The organism is Alcanivorax nanhaiticus, assembly GCF_000756665.1.
In the GTDB taxonomy this organism is placed as follows: domain Bacteria; phylum Pseudomonadota; class Gammaproteobacteria; order Pseudomonadales; family Alcanivoracaceae; genus Alcanivorax; species Alcanivorax nanhaiticus.
Genome location: NZ_ARXV01000006.1, coordinates 183,963 through 204,632, shown reverse-complemented (window position 1 = coordinate 204,632; position 20,670 = coordinate 183,963). Strand labels below are relative to the sequence as shown.

Genomic DNA, 20,670 nt, shown 5'->3' with positions numbered 1-20,670 from the left:
ATGAAACTGAAAGCGTTATGCCTGGCCACCTCCGCTGCCCTGCTGGCAGCCTGTGGAGGCGAGGCCGGAGACAAGCCCACATTTGAAAACTGGCAAATCGGTGATGTGTACTACAGCTATCCCTATGACGGCCAGGACAGCGTATCCCCAAAGACGCCGTTGATTCTGCGCTTTTCCCACAAAGTGAATGTGGATGGCAGCAACTTCATGTTGCTGAAGTGCCCGTCAGTGGGCGATGCCTGTGACGATACCGTAGATAACCGGGTGGCGCTGGGCGCACCGCAATCGGTGGGTGGTGGCAAGGGGGTGGTGATTCAGCCGGCCTCGCCGCTGGATCTGACCACGCATTACCGGTTGGTGCTCAACGATATCCAGACCAGCAATGGTGAGGCCCAGTTTGACGACGGCGGGCTGGATTTCGTTACCCGGATGTCCATTGATGGCCCCCTGTCGGAGCAGCAGCTCTCGCCGGACCTGGCGATCAGCAAGATCATTCCGGATGGCAGTCAGCTTCAATTCATGGATTTCTCCACGATTCGGCTGCAGTTCAACCAAAAGCTGGAGGTCTCCTCGCTGGTGTATGGTGATACCGATGTGGAAGGCACGGTGGAACTGGAAGGGCCAGAAGGGACAGTCCCCGCCACGCTGCTGGTCAAAGGCAATGCGGTCACCATCGACCCAACCTCAGACCTGGTCGCAGGCAAGAAATATACCCTCAAGTTGACGGATGCGGTGCGTGGAGCAACCCAGGATGGTTTGACCGGAGGTTATACCCAGACCTGGACGGCGCGTGATTCCATGCCCCGTGCCACTCTGGTTCAGGAAGTCGTCCCTGCCAGCACGGCGGCTACCGATCCTTGCAATAAGCCCGGTGCCCAGCTGGCCAAGCTGACCGGTGCGGCCATGAACTGCGTGCCGATCCAGTCCACCCTGTTGGGTGGCAGGGATGCCACGCTGCAATCCGGTGATGTGCATGCCGAGTTGGCGTTTCTGCCTAACTACCCGGACGTGTCTCCGTTGCGGATTGCCCGTAACAGCTTGCTCACCGGCAGCAATATTGAGGTCAAGGTTGGCGGCGATGTGCCTGCGGGTATCGAAACTGGTGCCATCAGCGTGACCTTCCTGTCGGATGCCTCCGGCTATCTGGTGCCCAACCCCTACAGCGATTCCCATCAGGCTCCCAAGCAGGTGAGGTTGTTCATGGACGTGGCCATGACCGCTGAAAACCCGGAAGCCAACGGCGGTTTGAGCCAGACCCTGATGCATGTCGAGCTCAACGGCATGGCGCTGGTGAATGATGGCCGCATGGAAATCGATGCGGTGGGTGCGGTGGAGCCGAAGGTGCTGGGCCAGGAAACCGCCTTCGGTTTGCTCAGCTTCCACATGAAGTCCTATGCGGATCAGGAGAACGCGCCTGCCCCAGTACCGGACATGACCTCGCCAAGCTTGCAATCCATGGTGCCGGCTGTCGATGGTAATGGCGTGGCAACGACGGCCCGTCCGGGAGACCCGGTGATCCTGAATTTTAACGAACCACTGGATCCCTCTACGCTGGTTGCCGGTGATTCGGTCACGCTAACCAGTGGCGGCGTTGCTGTTGATATGGATTGGGAGCTGGATGGGGCGACGCTGATTATTCGTCCGTCTGCACATCTGGCCATGGGCACCGACTACGCCGTTGCTGTCACTGGCAGCGTTACGGATTTGGCCGGCAATTCCCTCAATCCGGTCAATGAAACCTTCACGCTGCCGGCGGTGGTGGGTGATACCGCACCGCCCATCGTGCTGACCTCTTACCCCGGCTTCCCCTGTGCAACGGATAACGAGCACTGGGAAATCGAAGCGGGTAACCATGGTTTCTGTCAGGGTGGCAAAACGGAAGATGACCGTAATCCGGTGCCGTTAATGCCGGCAGACCGTTCTATCCGGGTGAATTTCTCCCAGGATATTGATCCGGCTTCTGTGGTGTTTGAAAACTCCGAAGCCTGCGGCGTAGGGAGTTTCAGAGTCGAAAAGGTGGAATCCGACCAAAACGGCCTGCCGATTCGTTACATGGATGGCGACAAGCGCAAATATAACTGCGAATCCGGTGTGACCGGGAAGCTGGAAGTGGGGGCTCGCAGTCTGGTTTTCACGCCGGATGAGCCATGGGAGGAAGGCGGAAACTACCGTTATCTCCTGATGAGTGTGAACGGCACCGGTGCCCAGCAGCCCAATGACTGCAGCAGTGGTGAGGCGATTTGTTCTGTATCCGGCAAGCGTTTGCAAACCGCCACACTGCGAGCCCCGGATGCGGACATGGGCGGTCCGAACATGCACCTGCATTTCACTGGTGCGGCGGTGACGGATTCCGTGTTCCAGCCGCTGCGTAATCTGCCCACCGCAGACCTTAACGGTAATGGCCGTTTCGATAGTGGTGAGCCGGGTTATGAGGGTGGCGTGCCGGGTGCCAATACGACAGCGTTGATTATCGACACCAGTAAAGGCGATGACGGCAGTGAGGGTGGATTGACCGACCCATCATTGATCTGTGCTTTGCCAGAGCAGTGCGGCATTCATGTTGTCGGCGGATTGAACTCGGAAGTCTTCGGTACCGCGACCTACACGGACCCGGTGTCCGGTGACGAAATGCAGGCAGTACGGGTGGGGCTCTATCCAACCCTGATCCAGGCCTCCTCGGTGACCCTCAAGGTCAAGATTCTGGGCTTGATCGACGAAGAAACGCCGACCGAAACCCAGTACATGCGGATGCGTTACAACTGTGTGGCCTGGCCCACGGATGCCGCCAACTATTGCGGCAAACAGAACCCGGATGGCAGTTATGTGTATGACGAAATCGACCGTCAGGGCCTGATTCCCGGCTGGATTGTGCCGACCGATAACGGGCCGGAGTTCCGCGCAGATGTGAACCTGTATCTGGATGCGCCGTACATGCACATTACGCTGGACGGTTCGCACAACCAGCACAGTTATCCCCTGACCATGAACCTGTCCGGGCCTGTGACCTTCCTGCCGGATGGCCGCATGGTGATTGAGCAGCTCAACTCCAACGACATGGCCGTAGATGTGAACCTGTCGGTGCTGTTCCTGAGTCCGAAGATCTACCTGAAAATCCCGGTGGGTGGCGTCAAGCTCCAGTATCTGGGTGAACCCATCAAGCAATAACGTGTGTGCCATTGAATGATTTTTGCCGGCCCTCGGGCCGGCTTTTTTGTGCCCGGGGTTTGGCTCCGGGCATTCTGGTGCCGTGTCTTCCACGACGGCTACCCCGTCGTATCCCTCCACTGTTGCAGCGTGTGGCCCTCCCTGAGCTTGGCAACATTCCGATTACACACCTTAACAAGTCCGCCAAGTCACACACCGTATCTCAACTATTCCCAACCTTTTCGCAACGGCTGTAGCACGACCGTTTTGTTTTACTTATTGCATATACACAGGCAGGAACAGGTCAGCTGGTGCATACCGTTCACCTGTTCTTCGCTGCAACAAGCCCACGCTGGTATCAGATGGGCAATAAGCCGAATAACAAACGCCGGAGAATTTGTATGTTCGTCAAATCCTTGAGCCGCCTGGGGGCAGCTACCCTGTTCTCGACCCTGATGACCGCCCCGGCATTCGCCGCTATGGGCAATACCGCCAATACCTATGGCATCCTGCCCACGGATGTAGGCACCGCCCAGGCGCTGTCCCTGTTTAATACCCAAGCCTCAGCGCTCTATTACAACCCCGCCTACCTGACACAGGACGAGCGTGGTGAGCTGACATTGGGGCTGTTGCACGGTGAGCACGAATTGGACATTAACAGCCTGGGCAACCCCAGTGGTGGCGGCGCTGCCGTGGTGCGTGATGGCTCCCGCGCCAATATTTCCGATACCCAGCAGCAGATCATTGCGCTGAAGACCGATCTGACGGATATCACCCAGTACGAACATCCTATCTACTTCGCCATCATCGCCGGGGTGGAAAAATACGGTGAAGAAATGCTGGCGTTCGAGTCCAAGAACTCGCGGGAAGGGCAAAGCCTGAACTACGGTCGTCAGCCACTTTTCCTCAATCTTGGTGGCGGTCTGGAGCTGGCCAACGGGATTACCACTGGTGCATCGGCACATGTTTCCTTGCGCAGTGAAGCGACCCTGATCGCCAGCGCCGACTTGAGTGGCAAAACCAAATACGAGGAGTTGAGCGTTCAGGCCAAGCCAATCATTCGGCCTGTGCTGTCCATGAATCTGGAATGGGACAAGATCTTCTGTGGTAAAGAAGACTGCGGTATCTGGACAGGTCTGGAAACCGCGTTTGCCTTCCGTGGCCATACCGAGGCTCGTACTGCAGTCGCATCCAATCTGACTATCCCCGGCACCGTCATTGATCCAGGTATCACGGTGTTGATTGATACCATCGATTCCTATCAGCCGGACATTCTCAGCGCTGGTGTGCTTTATCGTTTCTCAGACAAATTCCGTGCCGGTGTCACTGTCGAGCAGCAAAACTGGCAAGACCTGGAAGACGAGCTTGACCGCGATACGGTGAAAGATCAGGCCAATGCCGAGTTCAAGGACATCATCGTGCCGCGCGTAGGTGCCGAGTGGACCGTGAACAAGCACATGATTCTGTTTGGTGGTGTGGCGTATCAGGAAAGCCCGCTGGAAAGCATCCAGACCCCGGATGTGAACTACTACGACAACGACAAATGGATCGTCGGCGTGGGCAGTTCACTGATCATCCATAACCCACCGATTCTCGCCTATCCGGTTCGACTGGACTTTGGTTACCAGTATCAGATGCTGGACGAAAGAGAGTTTGAGCTGACCAGTACCCAGCCTGGCGTCACCAACCCTTATGAGCGTGTGAGCACCGAAGGCGATGTACATGTCTTCTCTGGCTCCCTGACCCTCAAGTTTTAACGGAGGTGCATCATGAAAAAGAACAATATTGCCCTCATCGCTACTGCCCTTGCCGCCACTGCTCTGGTCGGTTGTGGTGGCGATGACAGTGCCAGGGTCAGCTTTAATACCCCGACATTTGATCCGCGCAATCTGCACTACACCTATCCGCTGGATAACCAGCAGCAAGTGGCCCCGCGTGCCATTGTGGCGTTGCAGTTCAGCCATGCGGTGAGTCTGACCACCAACAATTTCTCCTTTACCGGGCCGGACGGTGATGTGCCGTTTACCCTGAGCTCGGTGGGTGAAGGCAAAGGCGTGGTGTTGACGCCGGTGGATGCACTGGCTCCGGCCAGTGAGTATCGGGTGGTCATGAATAATGTGAATGTGCTTGGCATTCCCACCACCTTTAAAGACGGCACCCTGAACTTTACCACTCGCGCTGCGCTGGAAGGCCCCTTGGCTACCCAGCGACTCAGCGACAGCTTTGAAGTGGCGTCCATGTTCCCGGATGACGGCCAGTTCAAGAGCATGGATTTTTCTTCTTTCCGGGTGCAGACCACCCAGCCGATTGATGCCAGTAGTGCGGTGTATGGCGATACTGTCAGCCTGATGAGTAACGGTGAGGTTGTCCCGGCACTGATGTTGGTAGGCCGCACGGGTATTACCGTGGATCCGAAAGACGATATGGTGCCCGGCCAAACCTATGAGTTGGTGATCGACGGCCTCAAGAATACCTCCGGCGATACCATTGCGGCCTTCAGTCACAGCACGGTGCCACAGGATACGACTTCGCCCACCACCGGCGAGCGCGCCGTATTGGTCACCAATGCGCCGCCGGCAGACAAGGATCTGGGTTGCCTTGATGACGGCGTGCGCCTGTCTGCCCTGACCGGCCAGCCGATCAACTGTGTGCCGGTGATTGGCACCCTGTTGCAGGACAAGACAGTGTCCAAGCAATCAGGGGATGTCTATGCCGAGCTCGCGTTTGCGCCCAATTTTCCGGACGTGACTCCACTGCGAGTGAAGCGCGGCGGTATTCTCAACGGCGATGCGCTGGAAGTCTTTATCGGTGGTGAGGTGCCGGTGGGGTTTGATTCCGGTGAAGTGACGGTGCAGATCATCTCGGATGCTACCGGCTACCTGTACCCCAACCCCAATGCGGACAGTGATCAGGCACCCAAGAAGCTGCGCCTGTTCATGGACATCGCTACCTCCACCGCAGATGCCCGCGCCAATGGTGCCTTTACCCAGAACATCATGCACCTGGAGTTGGTGGGGACCGGCCTGATCGAAGATGGTCAGCTGAATACTGATGCCATCACTGTGGTAGAGCCTCGGGTGCTGGGTGTGGAAAGCAGCTACGGCGTACTCAGTTTCCGCATGGAATCCTATCGCGATCAGGAAAATGCGCCTGCGCAGCCGCTGGATACGGTGAACCCGTTTGTCCCGGTCATGAATGGAGATAATGGTGCTGAGCTGTCCTGGCAGCCGGGCAATGTGGCCGACCGTATGGAACCGGGTGAGCCCATTGTGATCCATTTCAATGAAGCGCTGGAGCCGGATTCCATTATCCCAGGCACCACGCTGCAGTTGACCAAGGGTGGAGTTGCTGAACCTTTCAGTTGGGCGTTGAGCGGTAATGCCCTGGTGATTCATCCCGATCCGGCGGTGGAATATGGTGTGGAGTATGTGGTCACAACCACGCCGGAAATTACCGATCTGGCGGGTAACCCCCTGCAAATGCTGGACAGCCTGGAAGGCGATAACAGTCTCGACTTCACCTTGCCAGAGTATGTGATCAACGACCCCGGCGATGTGCGTCGCGGTCCTTTCGCGTCCACGGTCTATCCCGGTTTCCCCTGTGCCAGTACGGTGGCAGATCAGACGGCGATCGATTCTGGCTTCCAGGGCTCCTGTATCTCTTCCAGTGCGGAAGCTGAACAGGTTGTCGTGGATCAGATACCCATCGTGGATCTTCCGTCCAACCGTTCCATCATTGTGCGTTTTTCCCAGAACATGGATGCGTCCACGATCACACTGGGTAATACCTTCCTGGTAGAGAAAGACAATGCAGGCAGCTGGGAGCCGGTTGCCGGTGAGCTGAAGGTGGAAACGCGCAATGTGACCTTTACTCCGGAGCAACCGTGGGTAGAGGGAGCCCTTTACCGCTATGTGATGGCGGGTAATGGTGGCGGCACCGGGTGTGCGGGTATCTGTTCCGCTGACGGCCTTCCTTTCCAGAGTGCCCCTCTGCTGGGTGGCGGTCTGAAAGACGGTGGTCCGGACATGGAGATCCTGTTCAAGGGCGGCCCTGCTGCCAACACCATCTTCCAGGAACTGGCGAACTTGCCCAGTGCCGATGTGAACAACAACTTCCAGATCGACAGCGGTGAACCGGTGATCACCGGTGACACCCTGGATCCGGCAGATACCCCGGCCAATGCCACCTTCATCGTGCCACGGGGTACCGGTGGTGAAGGGTTGGTGTCCTATGCCAACACCGGTTGCGGGTTCGATGACACAGCGGGTGGCACGCCGACACAATGTGATAGCGAGAAGATCATGTATGTGACCGGTTTGCTGAACACCGAAATCCTGGACTTCGATGAAGTGGAGCAGGGTGTGCCAGTGGTGATTTACCCCACCACGGTGGCGCTCACTAACCTGGATGCCACCGCAGTGATTGGTGTGCAGCTAACTTCCGAAGGCACCCTGGATACCTTGCTGGGAAATATCCCGCTGATTGGTGACGCGCTGGCTGATGTGGTCAATGGTTTGCTGGATGCCTCCTTGGTTTCCGATCTGATTGAGGCTACCAACCTCGATAACATCGGTTTGATCCCGATTGATACCGCAACCGGTCCCAACATCATGCGGGTGCGCTATGAGCCGGAAGATCCGAATGACCCGAACAGCCCGCGTACGGTGCCGCCGGTGGGCTATATCGTGGAAACCCCGGATGGTCCGGTATTCCGTATCCCGTTCGATCTGCTGTTCGATGCGCCGGCGCTGAGTCTGCCGATTGGTCTTGAGCACAATGTGAAGAGCTTGCCGATTGATAATGTGGTGCTGGAAGGGCCGCTGGACTTCCTGCCGGATGGCCGCCTCTTTATCGGCCTGCAGAATCAGGCTCCGCTGGACGTGGATCTGGAGATCTCACTGGCCGGTTTTGAAGGCGGCAAGGTGACACTGCAAATCCCGGCTGGCGGTATCAACCTCAGCTATCAGAGCGTGTCCATCCAGTAACGGATACGCGTGCTGCGATTTCCTTTCGCATGACTGTCCTCGCCCCGGCTTGCCGGGGCATTTTTTGGTTCATCGCGGCGGAACCGCTGCTCCCACAAAGAAAGCGGCACCCACGCCGGAAATCTCCACCTGTGGGAGCGACGGTTCCGTCGCGATGCGACACCTCTTCTGGCACAACCGTGCCTGACGAGTGTCATCTTCCTAGTGGAACCCCGTTCACTATTTGAAAGTTTTTTACGAATTCGCTTCCCGGATTACACCGATTACCGCTTTTTTCCTATGTGAATAATTGTTCACCCCTGACAGGGTCTTGCCCGTGTCGCTATCCCGGCGACGTGAAAAGCAACAAGAACGTCAGGAGCATAAGAATGTCTGTTTCCTTTTCGGGACGTATCGCCGTCATGGCTGGCGGTGTGTTGATGCAGTCTGTTGCCTTGGGAAGTATGGGTAACATTGGTACCACCTACGGCGTACTGCCTTCAGATCTGGCCTCGGCCCAGGCGTTGAGCATGTTTAACAGCCAGGTTTCCGCCACCTATTACAATCCGGCCTATCTGGCCCACGACTCACGTGGTGAGCTGACCGTCGGGTTGATGCATGCGGAGCATGAATTGCGCGCCAACAGCCTTGGCGGTGCTGATGCTCCGCTGCGGCGCGGTGATGTATTGCAGGATTCCCCTGCCCAGCAGGTGCTGATTGGCATGAAGACCAACCTGACCTCGCTCACCCAGTATGGCCACCCTTTCTATCTGGGTTTCATGCTCGGGGTGGAAGAGTACGGTGAGGAGATGCTGGCGTTTGATTCCACCACGTCTCAGCAAGGTCAGTATCTGGAATACGGTCGCCAACCCCTGTTCCTCAATCTGGGTGGTGCTACCCAGGTGTGGCGCGGTATTGATGTGGGGGCCACCGCACGGATCACCCTGCACGCGGCGGCGGATCTGCGCGCCACGACAGACCTGGCCGGCAATACCCAGTACGAACAGCTGGATGTCTCGGCCAAGCCCTCCATTCGCCCGATTCTCAGCATGAACATGGATTGGGGAAAAACCTTCTGCGCAGAAGGTGACAACTGTTGGTTCGATGGCCTGGAAACCGCCTTTGCCTATCGCATGTATTCCAACACCCAGACCGAAGTGTCCGCCGATGCGATTATTCCAGGGGTGATCGGTGCGCCGGGCTTGCCTCTGCGTATTTCCACTCTGGATTCCTATCAGCCAAACATCCTCACGGGTGGCCTGCACTACCGGGCGGATCGCTGGCGTGCCGGTGTCACCCTGGAATGGCAGCAGTGGTCAAAACTGGAAGAAGAGTTCGAGGACGACACCATCAAGGACCAGAGCGTTAACGGTGATGTGGGACAGCTGAAATTCAAGGATATTCTGATCCCCCGCATTGGCGGTGAGTTCCAGCTTAATGAGGTGTTTGCGGTCACTGGTGGTCTGGCGTTCAGTGAATCTCCACTGGATTCTGATGCGTCTGTGGACGTGAACTATCTTGACGGCGACAAGTGGATTGCCGGCCTTGGCCTGACGGCAAAATTCGACGAGCCCTGGTTGCTGGCCTATCCGGTGCGCCTGGATGTGGGTTACCAGTATCAAAAACTGGAGTCGCGCACCTTTGATATCTACGACACCCAATCTGCGGTTTACCCGCAGCCCAGTGAGCAGGTGGAAGCGGATGGCGACGTGCATGTCTTCAGTGGTTCGCTGACCCTGAAATTCTGATAAGCGGAGGCTGTGATGATAATGCGTAGCGTATTACTGGTTGCCGCTGCCAGTCTGCTGGCCGCCTGTGGCGGTGGTGGCAGTGAACAGACAGTGGATTTCAGCGGCCGGGAAAAAGGTCATGTGTTCTACACCTATCCTGCCGATGAGCAGGCTGGCGTGTCAGTGCACGCGCCGCTGGTGGTGCAGTTTTCCGAACCGCCGGGGCTGGCAGAGAGCGATGTCACCCTGAATGGGCCGCAAGGCGCGGTCAATGTGGCGGTGTCCTGGGCCGATGGCGGCAGTTCGTTGGTGGTCACACCATCGGCACCGTTGGCGTTCAACAGCGAATACACCCTGGCGCTGGCAGGCATGACCCTGGAGGGCGTCGGTGGTGGTGCTCTGAATTTTGTCACCGGCTCTGCCAAGCGGGGCGCGGTGGAAGCGCAGCAGCAGGCGGCGGATTTTGTGGTCAGCCGCTTTTCGCCGGCAGAGAACCGTCCGCTGATGGATTTTTCCACCCTGCGACTCCAGTTTTCCCAACCGTTGGATGCGACCACTGTGGATTACGGCAGCTCGGTCACGCTGACCGACAACGCCGATAACGTGATTCCGGTATCGGTGCTCAGTGGAGGCAACCGGCTGACCATCGATCCGGTGGAAGACCTGACGCCGGGGAACACCTACACCCTGACCCTGACCAGCGACCTGGCCAGCGTGTTCGGAAACAGCCTGACCGGAGGCGCGAGCTACTCTCTGGTTCCTGAGGATTCGGCCCCCAGCGAAACGCTGGTGCTGGAAGCCATGGCAGCAGATCCCGTCAAAGGCTGTAATGAGGACGGCGTGACTCGGTCACCTTTGACCGGAGCCCCGATTAACTGTGTGCCGTTGGTGGCCAAGTTGTTGGGTGACACCACCGTGTCAAAGCTGTCCGGTAACGTGTTTGCCGATCTGGCGTACATCCCCAATTACCCGGATGCCGCGCCGCTGCGAATCAGTAAAGGTTCGCTGCTGGAAGGTGAGCCACTGGACGTGTTGATTGGTGGCTATCTGCCGGCCGGTTTTGATTCCGGTGATGTGACAGTGAGTTTTGTCTCCGATGCCAACGGCTACCTGTTGCCTACGCCTTACAGCCAGAGCCCCGAAGCACCGCGACGAGTGGAGCTAACCCTGGATCTGGCATTCTCCACCGCGGATTCCCGCGCCAATGGTGCCTTCACCCAGAGCCTGTTGCAGGTGGATCTGGTGGGCCGGGCCATTGTGGAAGAAGGGCGCATGGTGATCGATGCCGTTGGCGTGGTTGAGCCGGAAGTGCTGGGTATTGAAACGGCTTACGGTGTACTCAGTTTCCACATGGAATCCTATGCAGATCAGGAGAATGCGCCCCAGCCAGTGGCGGATATCAGCGGCCCGGTTCTACAGAGCTGGCAGCCGGGAGATTTTGCCGACCGCTTCCGTCCCGGTGACCCGATCATTCTCAATCTGAACGAAACGCCAGATCAGACCACCATTGAGCCCGGCGTGACGTTGATGCTGACTCAGCAGGGCAGCGCGGTGCCGTTTCAGTGGCAAGTGGATGGTGCTTCGGTGGTGCTGATGCCGGATCAACCCTTGAGCTTTGGGACGGAGTATCAGGTCGCGCTTACGGATGGTGTGCAGGATTTGCGCGGCAACCCGGCCAGCCCGGAAACCGTGACGTTCAGTATGCCGTCCTTCAGTACCAATGCACCGCGGTCGCCCAATGCCACCACCGTGTATCCAGGCTATCCCTGTGCGGTGGATCCCGCCAGCCGTGATCTGGCGGCAGGGGAGCAAGGGCAATGCGTCAGCAATACCCAAGGCCAGGCCGGGGATGTGCTGCCGCTGCCGACCCTGCCGGCCAACCGGGCCATCGCCATCCAGTTTTCCCAGGATATGGATACCAGCAGCATGGTGTTGGGCACCAGCTGTGATGATGGCAGTGTCCGCGTAGAGAAAATCGATGCTGCGGGTAACTGCCTTGAGGTGGTGCCGGCCACGTTGTCCCCGCAGCTTCGCGAGCTGACCATTATTCCCCAGGCACCCTGGGAGCAGGGCCAGCTTTATCGCTATGTGCTGGGATCTCACTCGGCGACCGGCTGTGGCCAGAACGTGATCTGCTCATCCGCGGGTATGCCCCTGCAAACCGCACAGCTGCTGGCGCCGGAGAGTGATGTCGGCGGGCCGGATTTGAGCGTTGCCTTCGTTGGCGCTGAAGCAACAGACAATGTGTTTCTGCCACTGCGCAATCTGCCCAAGACGGACGTGAACGCCAACTTCCTGGTCGACAGCGAGGAAACAGCCACTGTGGAAGTGCCTGCCGGTAGCGGCGTCTACCCGGTGCCTGCCAACGCGGCCCGGCTGGGCGTTACCGGCTACGGCGGGGCGGTGACCGGAGCCAATGTGGGGTGTGGTTTTACCTTGCTGCTGCAGCCGCTAAGCTGCCCGGACCAGAAAGATACCTACCTCAACGGGGGGATCAACGTGGATATCGTTGGCTGGGACGAGGCCGAGCAGGCGGTGGAAGTGACCCTCTACCCACCGGTTCTCTATACCACCAGCAAGGATGTCCATGCCCAGCTGGTTGGAGTGCCCACCTCTGTGCCGACCGGCCCGCTGGTGATGCGTGCCCGTTACCGGGATGACGGCACAGGGCGGCGTACCTTGCCACTGCAAGGCTGGATTCGTTATGACGAGGTGGAAGATCAGCTCACCTTTGATACCGCACTGGATCTGCTGCTGGATGCCCAGGAGATGGAGCCACTGGGTTTGCCTCTGCCGCACAATCTCTACAGCTATCCGCTGGATGATGTGCAGCTCAAGGGGCCGGTAGATTTCCTGCCGGATGGCCGCATGGTGATCGGTCTGGAAAGCCTCACCGCCAAGGACATCGACGTCAACATCGGTTCCGGGCTGGCCACCATTGACCTGGCCATTCCAGTGGGTGGTGTGAATCTGACCTTCCAGAGCGGCTCGATCAAGTAGTCGCCACCTTCTGTGATGCAGGGAGAAGCGGCGATGCCCGCTTTCTCCCTGTAAACAGGGCGTTTCTGTTGTTTCTCATTGCGCTTGTTTGGCCCGTGAGCCTATGCCCCCAAGCCTCGTCCCGATATAATTCCCCCTTCATTTGAACAGTGGTGGTGTTATGGGTCATCGCACAGCCTTGTACGACGCGCATGTGGCGGCAGGCGGCAAGATCGTGGACTTCGGCGGCTGGGATATGCCGATCAACTACGGCTCCCAGATTGAGGAGCATCATGCCGTGCGGCAGAAGGCGGGCGTCTTCGATGTATCCCACATGACCGTAGTGGATGTGGCCGGTGCTGGTGCCCGCGATTACCTGCGTCACCTGCTGGCCAACGATGTGGACCGTATTACCGAAGGTCGTGCCCTGTACAGCGGCATGCTCAATGAATATGGCGGCGTGATCGACGATCTTATCGTCTATAAACGCGACAATGACTACCGGCTGGTGGTAAATTGCGCGACTCGCGAAACCGACCTGGAGTGGATGGAAGCCCAGGCCGGAGGCTTTGCGGTGGATATCCACGAGCGTCCCGAGCTGGCCATGCTGGCAATCCAGGGGCCGCAGGCCCGTGAGCTGCTGGCCTCCCTGCTGGATGGGGCTCGTGCAGAAGCAGTGAATACCCTCAAGGTGTTCCACTTTGCACAAGCGAATGACTGGATGATCGCCCGCACCGGCTACACCGGTGAAGATGGCGTAGAAATCATGTTGCCCGCCGCCGATGCCGTGGCGCTGTGGGATCAGTTGCTTGCCGCCGGGGTGGCGCCTGCGGGTCTCGGTGCACGGGATACCCTGCGACTGGAAGCCGGCATGAATCTCTACGGCAACGACATGAACGACACCATCACTCCGCTGGAAGCGAACATGGGCTGGACCCTGGTGTTGAACGACCGGGATTTCATTGGTCGTCAGGCGTTGCTGAACCAGCAAGAGCGTGGTCATGCGGAGCTGGTGGGCTTGGTGCTGGAAGGCAAAGGCGTGCTGCGTGCCCATCAGAAGGTATTGCTCGCCAATGATGAAGAGGGCGAGATTACCAGTGGGACTTTTTCGCCCACCCTGGGCAAGTCCATTGCATTGGCCCGTTTGCCCGCAGGGGCGACAGGCAAAGTGGACGTGGAAATCCGCAACAAGCGTCAGCCTGCCCAAGTGGTGAAAGCCCCGTTCGTGCGCAACGGCCAGGCAGTTTACAAAGAAGTCTAGCAACACGCGGCACGCTTCACGTCGTGGAGCGGTCGCTGTAAGAACGTATCTGCACGCGATCGTTTCCTTTTCCGGTGTGATCGCGATAGTCAGGCGAGTGAGTTTAAAGTTTAAAGTTGAAATGCGGCGACAGGCCCGAGTGAAGTCGGGGTTTGTGTTTCGCGCTCAAACGGTGAGGCGCGGGCAGGGCATGGCAAACCAGGGTGCTCATCCCGCGCTTTTAAACTTTCAACTTTGAACTTTAAACTGATTCAATATTTTCCAGTGCGCATGCGTGAAGCATGTTGCGTGTAGCGACTCTCAAGGAGACAACAATGAGCGAGATCCCCGCCGAACTGCGTTATGCCAGCAGCCACGAATGGGCCAAAAACGAAGATGGTACCGTGACCGTGGGTATCACTGCCCACGCCCAGGATGCCATGGGAGATCTGGTGTATGTGGAACTGCCGGAAGTGGGTCAAGTCGTTGCCGCAGGTGATGAAGCCGGTGTGGTTGAATCCGTGAAAGCCGCTTCCGATATCTACGCGCCAGTGTCCGGCGAAATCGTGGAAATCAACGAAGCCCTTGAAGATGAACCTGAGCTGGTCAACAACGCCCCCTATGAAGGTGGCTGGCTGTTCAAGATCGCCATGAGCGAAGAAACCGATCTGGACAACCTGCTCACCGCTGACCAGTACCAGGCGCAGATCGAAAGCGAATAACGGCATTACCGTTATTCGCAGCTGCGAGCTTCTAGCTACTAGCTGCGAGTAAAAGATTTTTCTCGTAGCTCGAAGCTCGTGGCTCGTAGCTGATCCTCAACGCGTTTTCAGTGCTGAGGAACGCAAAGCCAACACCCAACCTATCCAGGTACCCCCATGCCGTATATCCCCCATACCCCCGACGACGTGCGCGCCATGCTCGACGCCATTGGTGCCGACAGCATCGAAGCCCTGTTCGATGAAATTCCCGCGCACCTGAAAGCCGCTGGCAAGCTGGATGCCTTGCCTGAAGGCTTGAGTGAAATGGACGTCACCCGCCTGATGAACGAGCGCGCCGCCATGGATGCAGGCGCCGTCAGCTTCATTGGCGCCGGTGCCTACCAGCATCACATTCCGGCAGCGGTATGGGAGATTGCCACCCGTGGTGAGTTTTACACGGCGTACACACCCTACCAGGCGGAAGCCAGCCAGGGCACCCTGCAGGTCATCTACGAATTCCAGACCCTGATGACACGCCTGACCGGCATGGAAGTGAGCAACGCGTCGGTGTACGACGGTGCCTCGGGTCTGTCTGAAGCCGTATTGATGAGCCTGCGTGCCAACCGCAAGAGCAAGTCACGCAAGGTGTTGGTTCCCACCGCACTGAACCCGCGTTACACCGCTGCCACCAAAGCCATCGTGGAAAACCAGGATGTGGCGCTGGAAATGGTCGGCTTCGATGCGGCTTCCGGTCAGACACCGCTGGATGCCCTCAAGCCCTATGAAGGCGAAGACTTCGCCGCGCTGGTCATCAGCCAGCCCAACTTCTTCGGTTCGCTGGAAGAAGTGGATGCGCTCACCGATTGGGCCCACGCCAACAACATGCTGGTGATCGGCGTGGTGAACCCCACCTCGCTGGCGCTGCTGACACCGCCGGGCGAATGGGGCAGTGAGGGCGCCGATATCGTGGTAGGTGAAGGTCAGCCGCTGGGCGTGCCGCTCTCGTCCGGTGGACCGTACTACGGCTTTATGTGCTGCAAACAGAAATACGTGCGCCAGATGCCGGGCCGGATCATCGGCCGCACCGTGGACATGGAAGGCAAGCAGGGCTTTGCCCTGACACTGCAGGCGCGCGAACAGCATATCCGCCGTTCCAAGGCCACCAGTAACATCTGTACCAACCAGGGCCTGGCCATGACAGCGTCTACCATCTACTGCTCCCTGCTGGGCCCGGATGGTCTGACCAACGTGGCGGCACACTGTCACACCAACACCCAGGCGCTGGCGGAAAAACTCACGGCGATCGAGGGTGTCGAGCGAGCCTTCACGGCGCCCACCTTCCACGAAGTGGTGCTGACCCTGCCGAAACCGGCAGCCGAGGTGCTGGCGGCGCTGGCCGAGAAAGATGTGCTGGGCGGTGTCAGCCTGGCAAAGGATTACGATATGGCCAACGCCATCCTGATCAACGCTACCGAAGTGCACAGTGAGAGTGACCTGGACCTGTTTGCCGCTGCAATGAAAGAGGTGCTGGCATGAGCGAGACCAAACTGATTTTCCAACTGTCCCAGCCCGGTCGTAGCGCCGTCTCCCAGGCACCCAAAGCGGTAGCGGAAGACAAGCTCAGCGCCATCCCTGCGCACCTGCGTCGCCAGCAAAAGCCGGCGCTGCCGGAAGTCTCCGAAATGCAGGTGGTGCGTCACTACACCAATCTTTCCAGCAAGAACTTCGCCATCGACAAGCAGTTCTACCCGCTGGGTTCCTGCACCATGAAGTACAACCCCCGTGGTGCCAACCGTGCGGCCATGTTGCCGGGCTTCCTGAACCGTCACCCGCTGGCCCCGGAAACCCACAGTCAGGGTTTCCTCAGCTGCATGTTTGAGCTGCAAAACTTCCTCAAGGAAGTGACTGGCATGAAGGGTGTGTCGCTGGCGCCCATGGCCGGTGCCCAGGGCGAATTCGCCGGGGTCGCCATGATCCGCGCCTACCACGAAGCCCGTGGTGACGAAGCGCGCACCGAAATCCTGATTCCGGAAGCGGCCCACGGCACCAACCCGGCCACCGCCGTCATGTGTGGCTACAAGGTGCGTGAAGTGCCCGTAGGCAAAGACGGCGACGTGGACCTGGAAGCGCTAAAGGCAGCGTGCGGCCCGCAAACCGCTGGTCTGATGATGACGAACCCGTCCACCTGTGGCGTGTTCGAGCGTCAGATCGAAGCCATCGCCAAAACCGTCCACGAAGCCGGTGGTCTGCTGTACTACGATGGCGCCAACCTGAACGCCATCCTCGGCAAGGTGCGCCCCGGTGACATGGGCTTCGACGTGATCCACATGAACCTGCACAAGACCTTTGCTACTCCGCATGGCGGTGGTGGTCCGGGTGCTGGTCCGGTGGGCGTGTCCGAGCGTCTGCTGCCTTACCTGCCCACCCCTATGGCCGGTCAGCGTGACGACGACAGCTACTACTGGGTCGACACCGACACCCTGCCCACCAGCATCGGTCACCTCAGTGCCTTTATGGGCAACGCGGGAGTATTGCTGCGTGCCTACTACTATGCCCGCTCCCTGGGCCGTGACGGCATGATCCGTGTGGGTGAGTTCTCCACACTGGCCGCCAACTACCTGCTCAAGCGACTGGAAGCCATCGGCTGCACCGCCGCGTACCCGGATCGTCGTGCCAGCCACGAGTTCATCCTCACTTTCGCCAAGGAAGCGAAAGAGCTGGGTGTCACCGCCATGGATATCGCCAAACGTCTGCTGGACTACAACCAGCACGCGCCCACCACCTACTTCCCGCTGCTGGTGCCGGAGTGCTTCCTTATCGAGCCCACCGAAACCGAAAGCAAGGAAGCCCTGGATGAGTTCGTCGACGCCATGGCCGCCATCATGGAAGAAGCGCGCACCGAACCGGACATGGTCAAGGAAGCGCCCTTCACCCAGCCGGTACGCCGCCTGGATGATGTAAAGGCAGCCCGTGAGCTGGATCTCACCTGGTCCGAGTAAGCAACTTGCCACCAGGCGTTCAGCTGCATGAAAAAAGCCCGGCGAAAGCCGGGTTTTTTATGCGAGTTTAGCCTCGGTCAAGCGGGCTGATTACCCCCAGTCCGCCCCGGTTCATCACATGAAGATAGCGCTCGGTGGTGGACACATCGCTGTGGCCCAGCAGCTCCTGAACCGTGCGGATGTCGTAGCCACTTTCCAGTAATCGTGTCGCAAAGGAATGTCGGAAAGTGTGAGGGCCGCAGAGCTTGACGAGGCCGACTTCTTGAGCTGCTTTCTTGATATGTTTGCGAATGGTGTCGGGATGATGGTGATGACGGCGAATGATCCCGGTTTGCGGATCTTTCGCAGGCTCGTTGGAGGGGAAAATGAACTGCCAGCCAAGCTGTGATGCTTCTCCAGAATACTTTCTGGCTAATGCATGCGGCATCCAGGCGGGGCCGACACCATTCTGTCGATCGTACTTGTAATAACTGCTGGCGAGATTTATCTGAAGCTTCAGGCGGTCATGAAGTTGATCAGAGAGAACGGTTATCCTGTCCTTGTTACCTTTTCCTTCCCGAACGATCAGTTGCCCCTGTCCGAAATCGATATCCTTGATACGAAGTCTCAGCGTCTCTGAAACCCTCAGCCCTGAGCCGTACATTAATTCAGCCATCAGTTTGAAGGGGTCTGATAGCTGCTCGATTACGGCGCGTGCTTCCTGGTCAGTAAATACAACAGGGGGCCGGCGATACTGTCGAGATCTGCGAAATTCCAGAGGAGGGAAGTCAATCTTAAGAAACTTTCGATAGAAGCAATTAAGGCTGTTGAGTGCGACTTTTTGCGTGGCGGGGCTGCATTGGCGTTGAGTTGCCAGGTAGGTGAGAAAGGCTTCAATCTCAGGGGTGCTCATCTCCCTCGGATGTCTAAGGCTGTGATAACGAATATATGTCACAACCCAGTGAACATACGTCTGCTCAGTCTGGTACCGATAATGATTGGCGCGAAGCCAGGAGCGAAATTGGTCAAGAAGCTTGACGGGCTTTTCTGGAACATAGACAGGGATATCTCTGGTGCGACTACTCATGCTGACCTCCATGTGTGATGTCAGATTGAGCTCACGATTAGCCCTGCTCAACGGAACGACGCCGTAATGGTTGTAAGAGATCTCTTAAAATTCGTTAAGTCATTGAATTCTGGTGTCCAGAACGGCTTAATCTGAGGGGCTGAGTACTGGAAATAACCCGCTCCTTCGAGTTTTGTCAGTTGGGAATTGTTCTCGTTTTTCCAATAACTGGCTGAGTAAATTGAGATTAAATGTATTTCATCGCTATCTTAGCGAAGAAATATGTCGAAAAAAGATATGTCGAACGATTCGACTGAATACGCTGTTAAATGTAATTTAAATCACTAAAAACGGAGAAATATTATGACAGATAAAAAAGCAGTTAAAACGGAAGAAGCGATAGAGGCAGAAATAACCTCTGTTCAAAATGAATTTGAAAGGCGACTTCGTGAAATTGATCCTGAATTAATTTCAAATATTAGAATTGGACGTGGCTTGAAGCTCCCAGACGGTGAAAGCTCTACATGGCATGATAACTGGAGAGATAAAGATCGTTGGGTGAAGTCTTTTGGTAAAGCAGGAAAATCCTCAGGTTTTGACTTCGATGATTTTAATAGTAACTTTCAGGAAGACGAATAGTGCGCCTGATCGTTGTACAGCCCACATCATTATGTAATTTAGACTGCTCGTACTGCTATGTTCCGAATAGGCAAGACAAAACAATGATGTCATTTGATGTCCTTGAAGAAATGATTAAAAATATTTTTAGCAGTTCATTTCTTGACGGACATAATGTTGAGTTTCTTTGGCATGCTGGCGAGCCGTTATTAGCGGGAATCAAGTTTTATGAGAAAGCAATATCTCTAATTGAAAAATACAATGTGAAAAATATTGAGGTGCATCAGTCAGTGCAAACCAATGCCATACCTATAACAGATCAATGGTGTGATTTTTTCGCGAAACATAACTTTAATGTTGGTATTAGCGTAGATGGCCCCAAGTTTCTTCATGATAAGAATAGGCGAAATTGGTCAAATAAAGGTTCATTTGACCAGGTTATGCGTGGTTTCTGTAAATTAAGGAGTCATGATATTGGGACTGGAGCTTTATGTGTCCTTACTCGAGAGCACCTTGATTACCCAGAGGAACTCTTCAAATTTTTTATTGAAAATGGGTTTGAGTCAGTTGGCTTCAATATAGAAGAAATTGATAATGCCAATTTAACATCTTCACTGAACTTGGACAAAAACATTATTAGTTCGGAAACGTTAATTAGATTCAGAACATTCTTTTCTAAGCTATACGATATCTGGCTCCCTTATAGTGGAAAATTTGATATTAGGGAGTTCCAAGATTTCTTCAATGTCTCCAATCTAAAGATTTCAGATTCTTCGTATGTCAGAGAGCCAGATGAGACTAAAAACCTAGGAATAGTTACAATCCATAAGAATGGAGATATTTCACCATTCTCGCCTGAGTTCGCAGGTGCGGAATCTGAAAAGTATAATAACTTCATTATTGGCAACGTCTTCGAAGACAAATTTGATGACCTGATGTTTAAAAATGAGTATCAAGTTATTTATAGGGATATTGAGAAGAAAAAAGAAAGCTGCCAAAAAGAATGCCAATATTTTTCCATTTGCGGTGGTGATTATGCATCAAACTCTTATTTTGAAAGTGGTGATATTTCACAGACACACTCAACTGCATGCAAGCTTCTTAGGCAAGAGTTAAGTGATATTCTTTTAGAAAAATTAATAAAGACTAAGTATGAGTCTGATGGTAAATATAGTATGGCCATTTAACAAAGCATTGCAGCGGACAATGTAGTTCCCCCGCTTTAGTGGACACCTTCTCCTAACCAGAGG

Annotated in this window: 12 protein-coding genes; 11 read left to right on the top strand and 1 reads right to left on the bottom strand. The window is 56.2% G+C overall.

Going from position 1 to position 20,670, the window contains the following annotated elements; translation table 11 throughout:
• The 9 genes from Y5S_RS09500 (at position 1) to gcvPB (ending at position 17,757) form a co-directional block, all read left to right on the top strand.
• Positions 1–3,165 (top strand): Ig-like domain-containing protein, encoded by a 3,165-nt coding sequence (locus Y5S_RS09500; protein ID WP_035232465.1) that lies wholly within the window; start codon positions 1–3, stop codon positions 3,163–3,165.
• Positions 3,166–3,545: 380 nt separating this feature from the next.
• The gene (locus tag Y5S_RS09495; protein ID WP_035232464.1) at positions 3,546–4,901 is read left to right on the top strand and encodes an OmpP1/FadL family transporter; all 1,356 of its coding nucleotides are present in this window, start codon (positions 3,546–3,548) and stop codon (positions 4,899–4,901) included.
• Between the two features lie 12 nt (positions 4,902–4,913).
• Positions 4,914–8,129, top strand: coding sequence for an Ig-like domain-containing protein (locus Y5S_RS09490; RefSeq protein ID WP_035232463.1), 3,216 nt, complete (start codon positions 4,914–4,916; stop codon positions 8,127–8,129).
• Between the two features lie 368 nt (positions 8,130–8,497).
• Positions 8,498–9,856, top strand: a complete 1,359-nt coding sequence (locus Y5S_RS09485; protein ID WP_035232462.1) for an outer membrane protein transport protein — start codon at positions 8,498–8,500, stop codon at positions 9,854–9,856.
• Between the two features lie 15 nt (positions 9,857–9,871).
• On the top strand, positions 9,872–12,838 hold the full coding sequence (locus tag Y5S_RS09480) for an Ig-like domain-containing protein (RefSeq protein ID WP_153498652.1): 2,967 nt from the start codon (positions 9,872–9,874) through the stop codon (positions 12,836–12,838).
• A gap of 160 nt (positions 12,839–12,998) precedes the next feature.
• Positions 12,999–14,078, top strand: a complete 1,080-nt coding sequence (gcvT, locus tag Y5S_RS09475) for a glycine cleavage system aminomethyltransferase GcvT (protein WP_035232461.1) — start codon at positions 12,999–13,001, stop codon at positions 14,076–14,078.
• Between the two features lie 314 nt (positions 14,079–14,392).
• Positions 14,393–14,779, top strand: a complete 387-nt coding sequence (gene gcvH, locus Y5S_RS09470) for a glycine cleavage system protein GcvH (protein WP_035232460.1) — start codon at positions 14,393–14,395, stop codon at positions 14,777–14,779.
• Positions 14,780–14,935: 156 nt separating this feature from the next.
• Positions 14,936–16,294: an aminomethyl-transferring glycine dehydrogenase subunit GcvPA gene (gene gcvPA, locus Y5S_RS09465; RefSeq protein ID WP_035232459.1), complete on the top strand. Its 1,359-nt coding sequence runs from the start codon at positions 14,936–14,938 to the stop codon at positions 16,292–16,294.
• On the top strand, positions 16,291–17,757 hold the full coding sequence (gcvPB, locus tag Y5S_RS09460; protein WP_035232458.1) for an aminomethyl-transferring glycine dehydrogenase subunit GcvPB: 1,467 nt from the start codon (positions 16,291–16,293) through the stop codon (positions 17,755–17,757). Before gcvPA ends, gcvPB begins: the two co-directional genes overlap by 4 nt.
• Positions 17,758–17,824: 67 nt before the next feature.
• Here gcvPB and Y5S_RS09455 read toward each other — a convergent pair whose 3' ends face one another.
• Positions 17,825–18,823: an integron integrase gene (locus tag Y5S_RS09455; RefSeq protein ID WP_035232457.1), complete on the bottom strand. Its 999-nt coding sequence runs from the start codon at positions 18,821–18,823 to the stop codon at positions 17,825–17,827.
• A 342-nt stretch (positions 18,824–19,165) separates the two neighbouring features.
• Here Y5S_RS09455 and Y5S_RS09450 point away from each other — a divergent pair, with 342 nt between their 5' ends.
• Positions 19,166–19,441, top strand: a complete 276-nt coding sequence (locus Y5S_RS09450) for a hypothetical protein (RefSeq protein WP_035232456.1) — start codon at positions 19,166–19,168, stop codon at positions 19,439–19,441.
• Positions 19,441–20,607: a cyclophane-forming radical SAM/SPASM peptide maturase GrrM/OscB gene (gene grrM / locus Y5S_RS09445; RefSeq protein WP_197055124.1), complete on the top strand. Its 1,167-nt coding sequence runs from the start codon at positions 19,441–19,443 to the stop codon at positions 20,605–20,607. Before Y5S_RS09450 ends, grrM begins: the two co-directional genes overlap by 1 nt.
• The last annotated feature ends 63 nt before the right edge of the window (positions 20,608–20,670 follow it).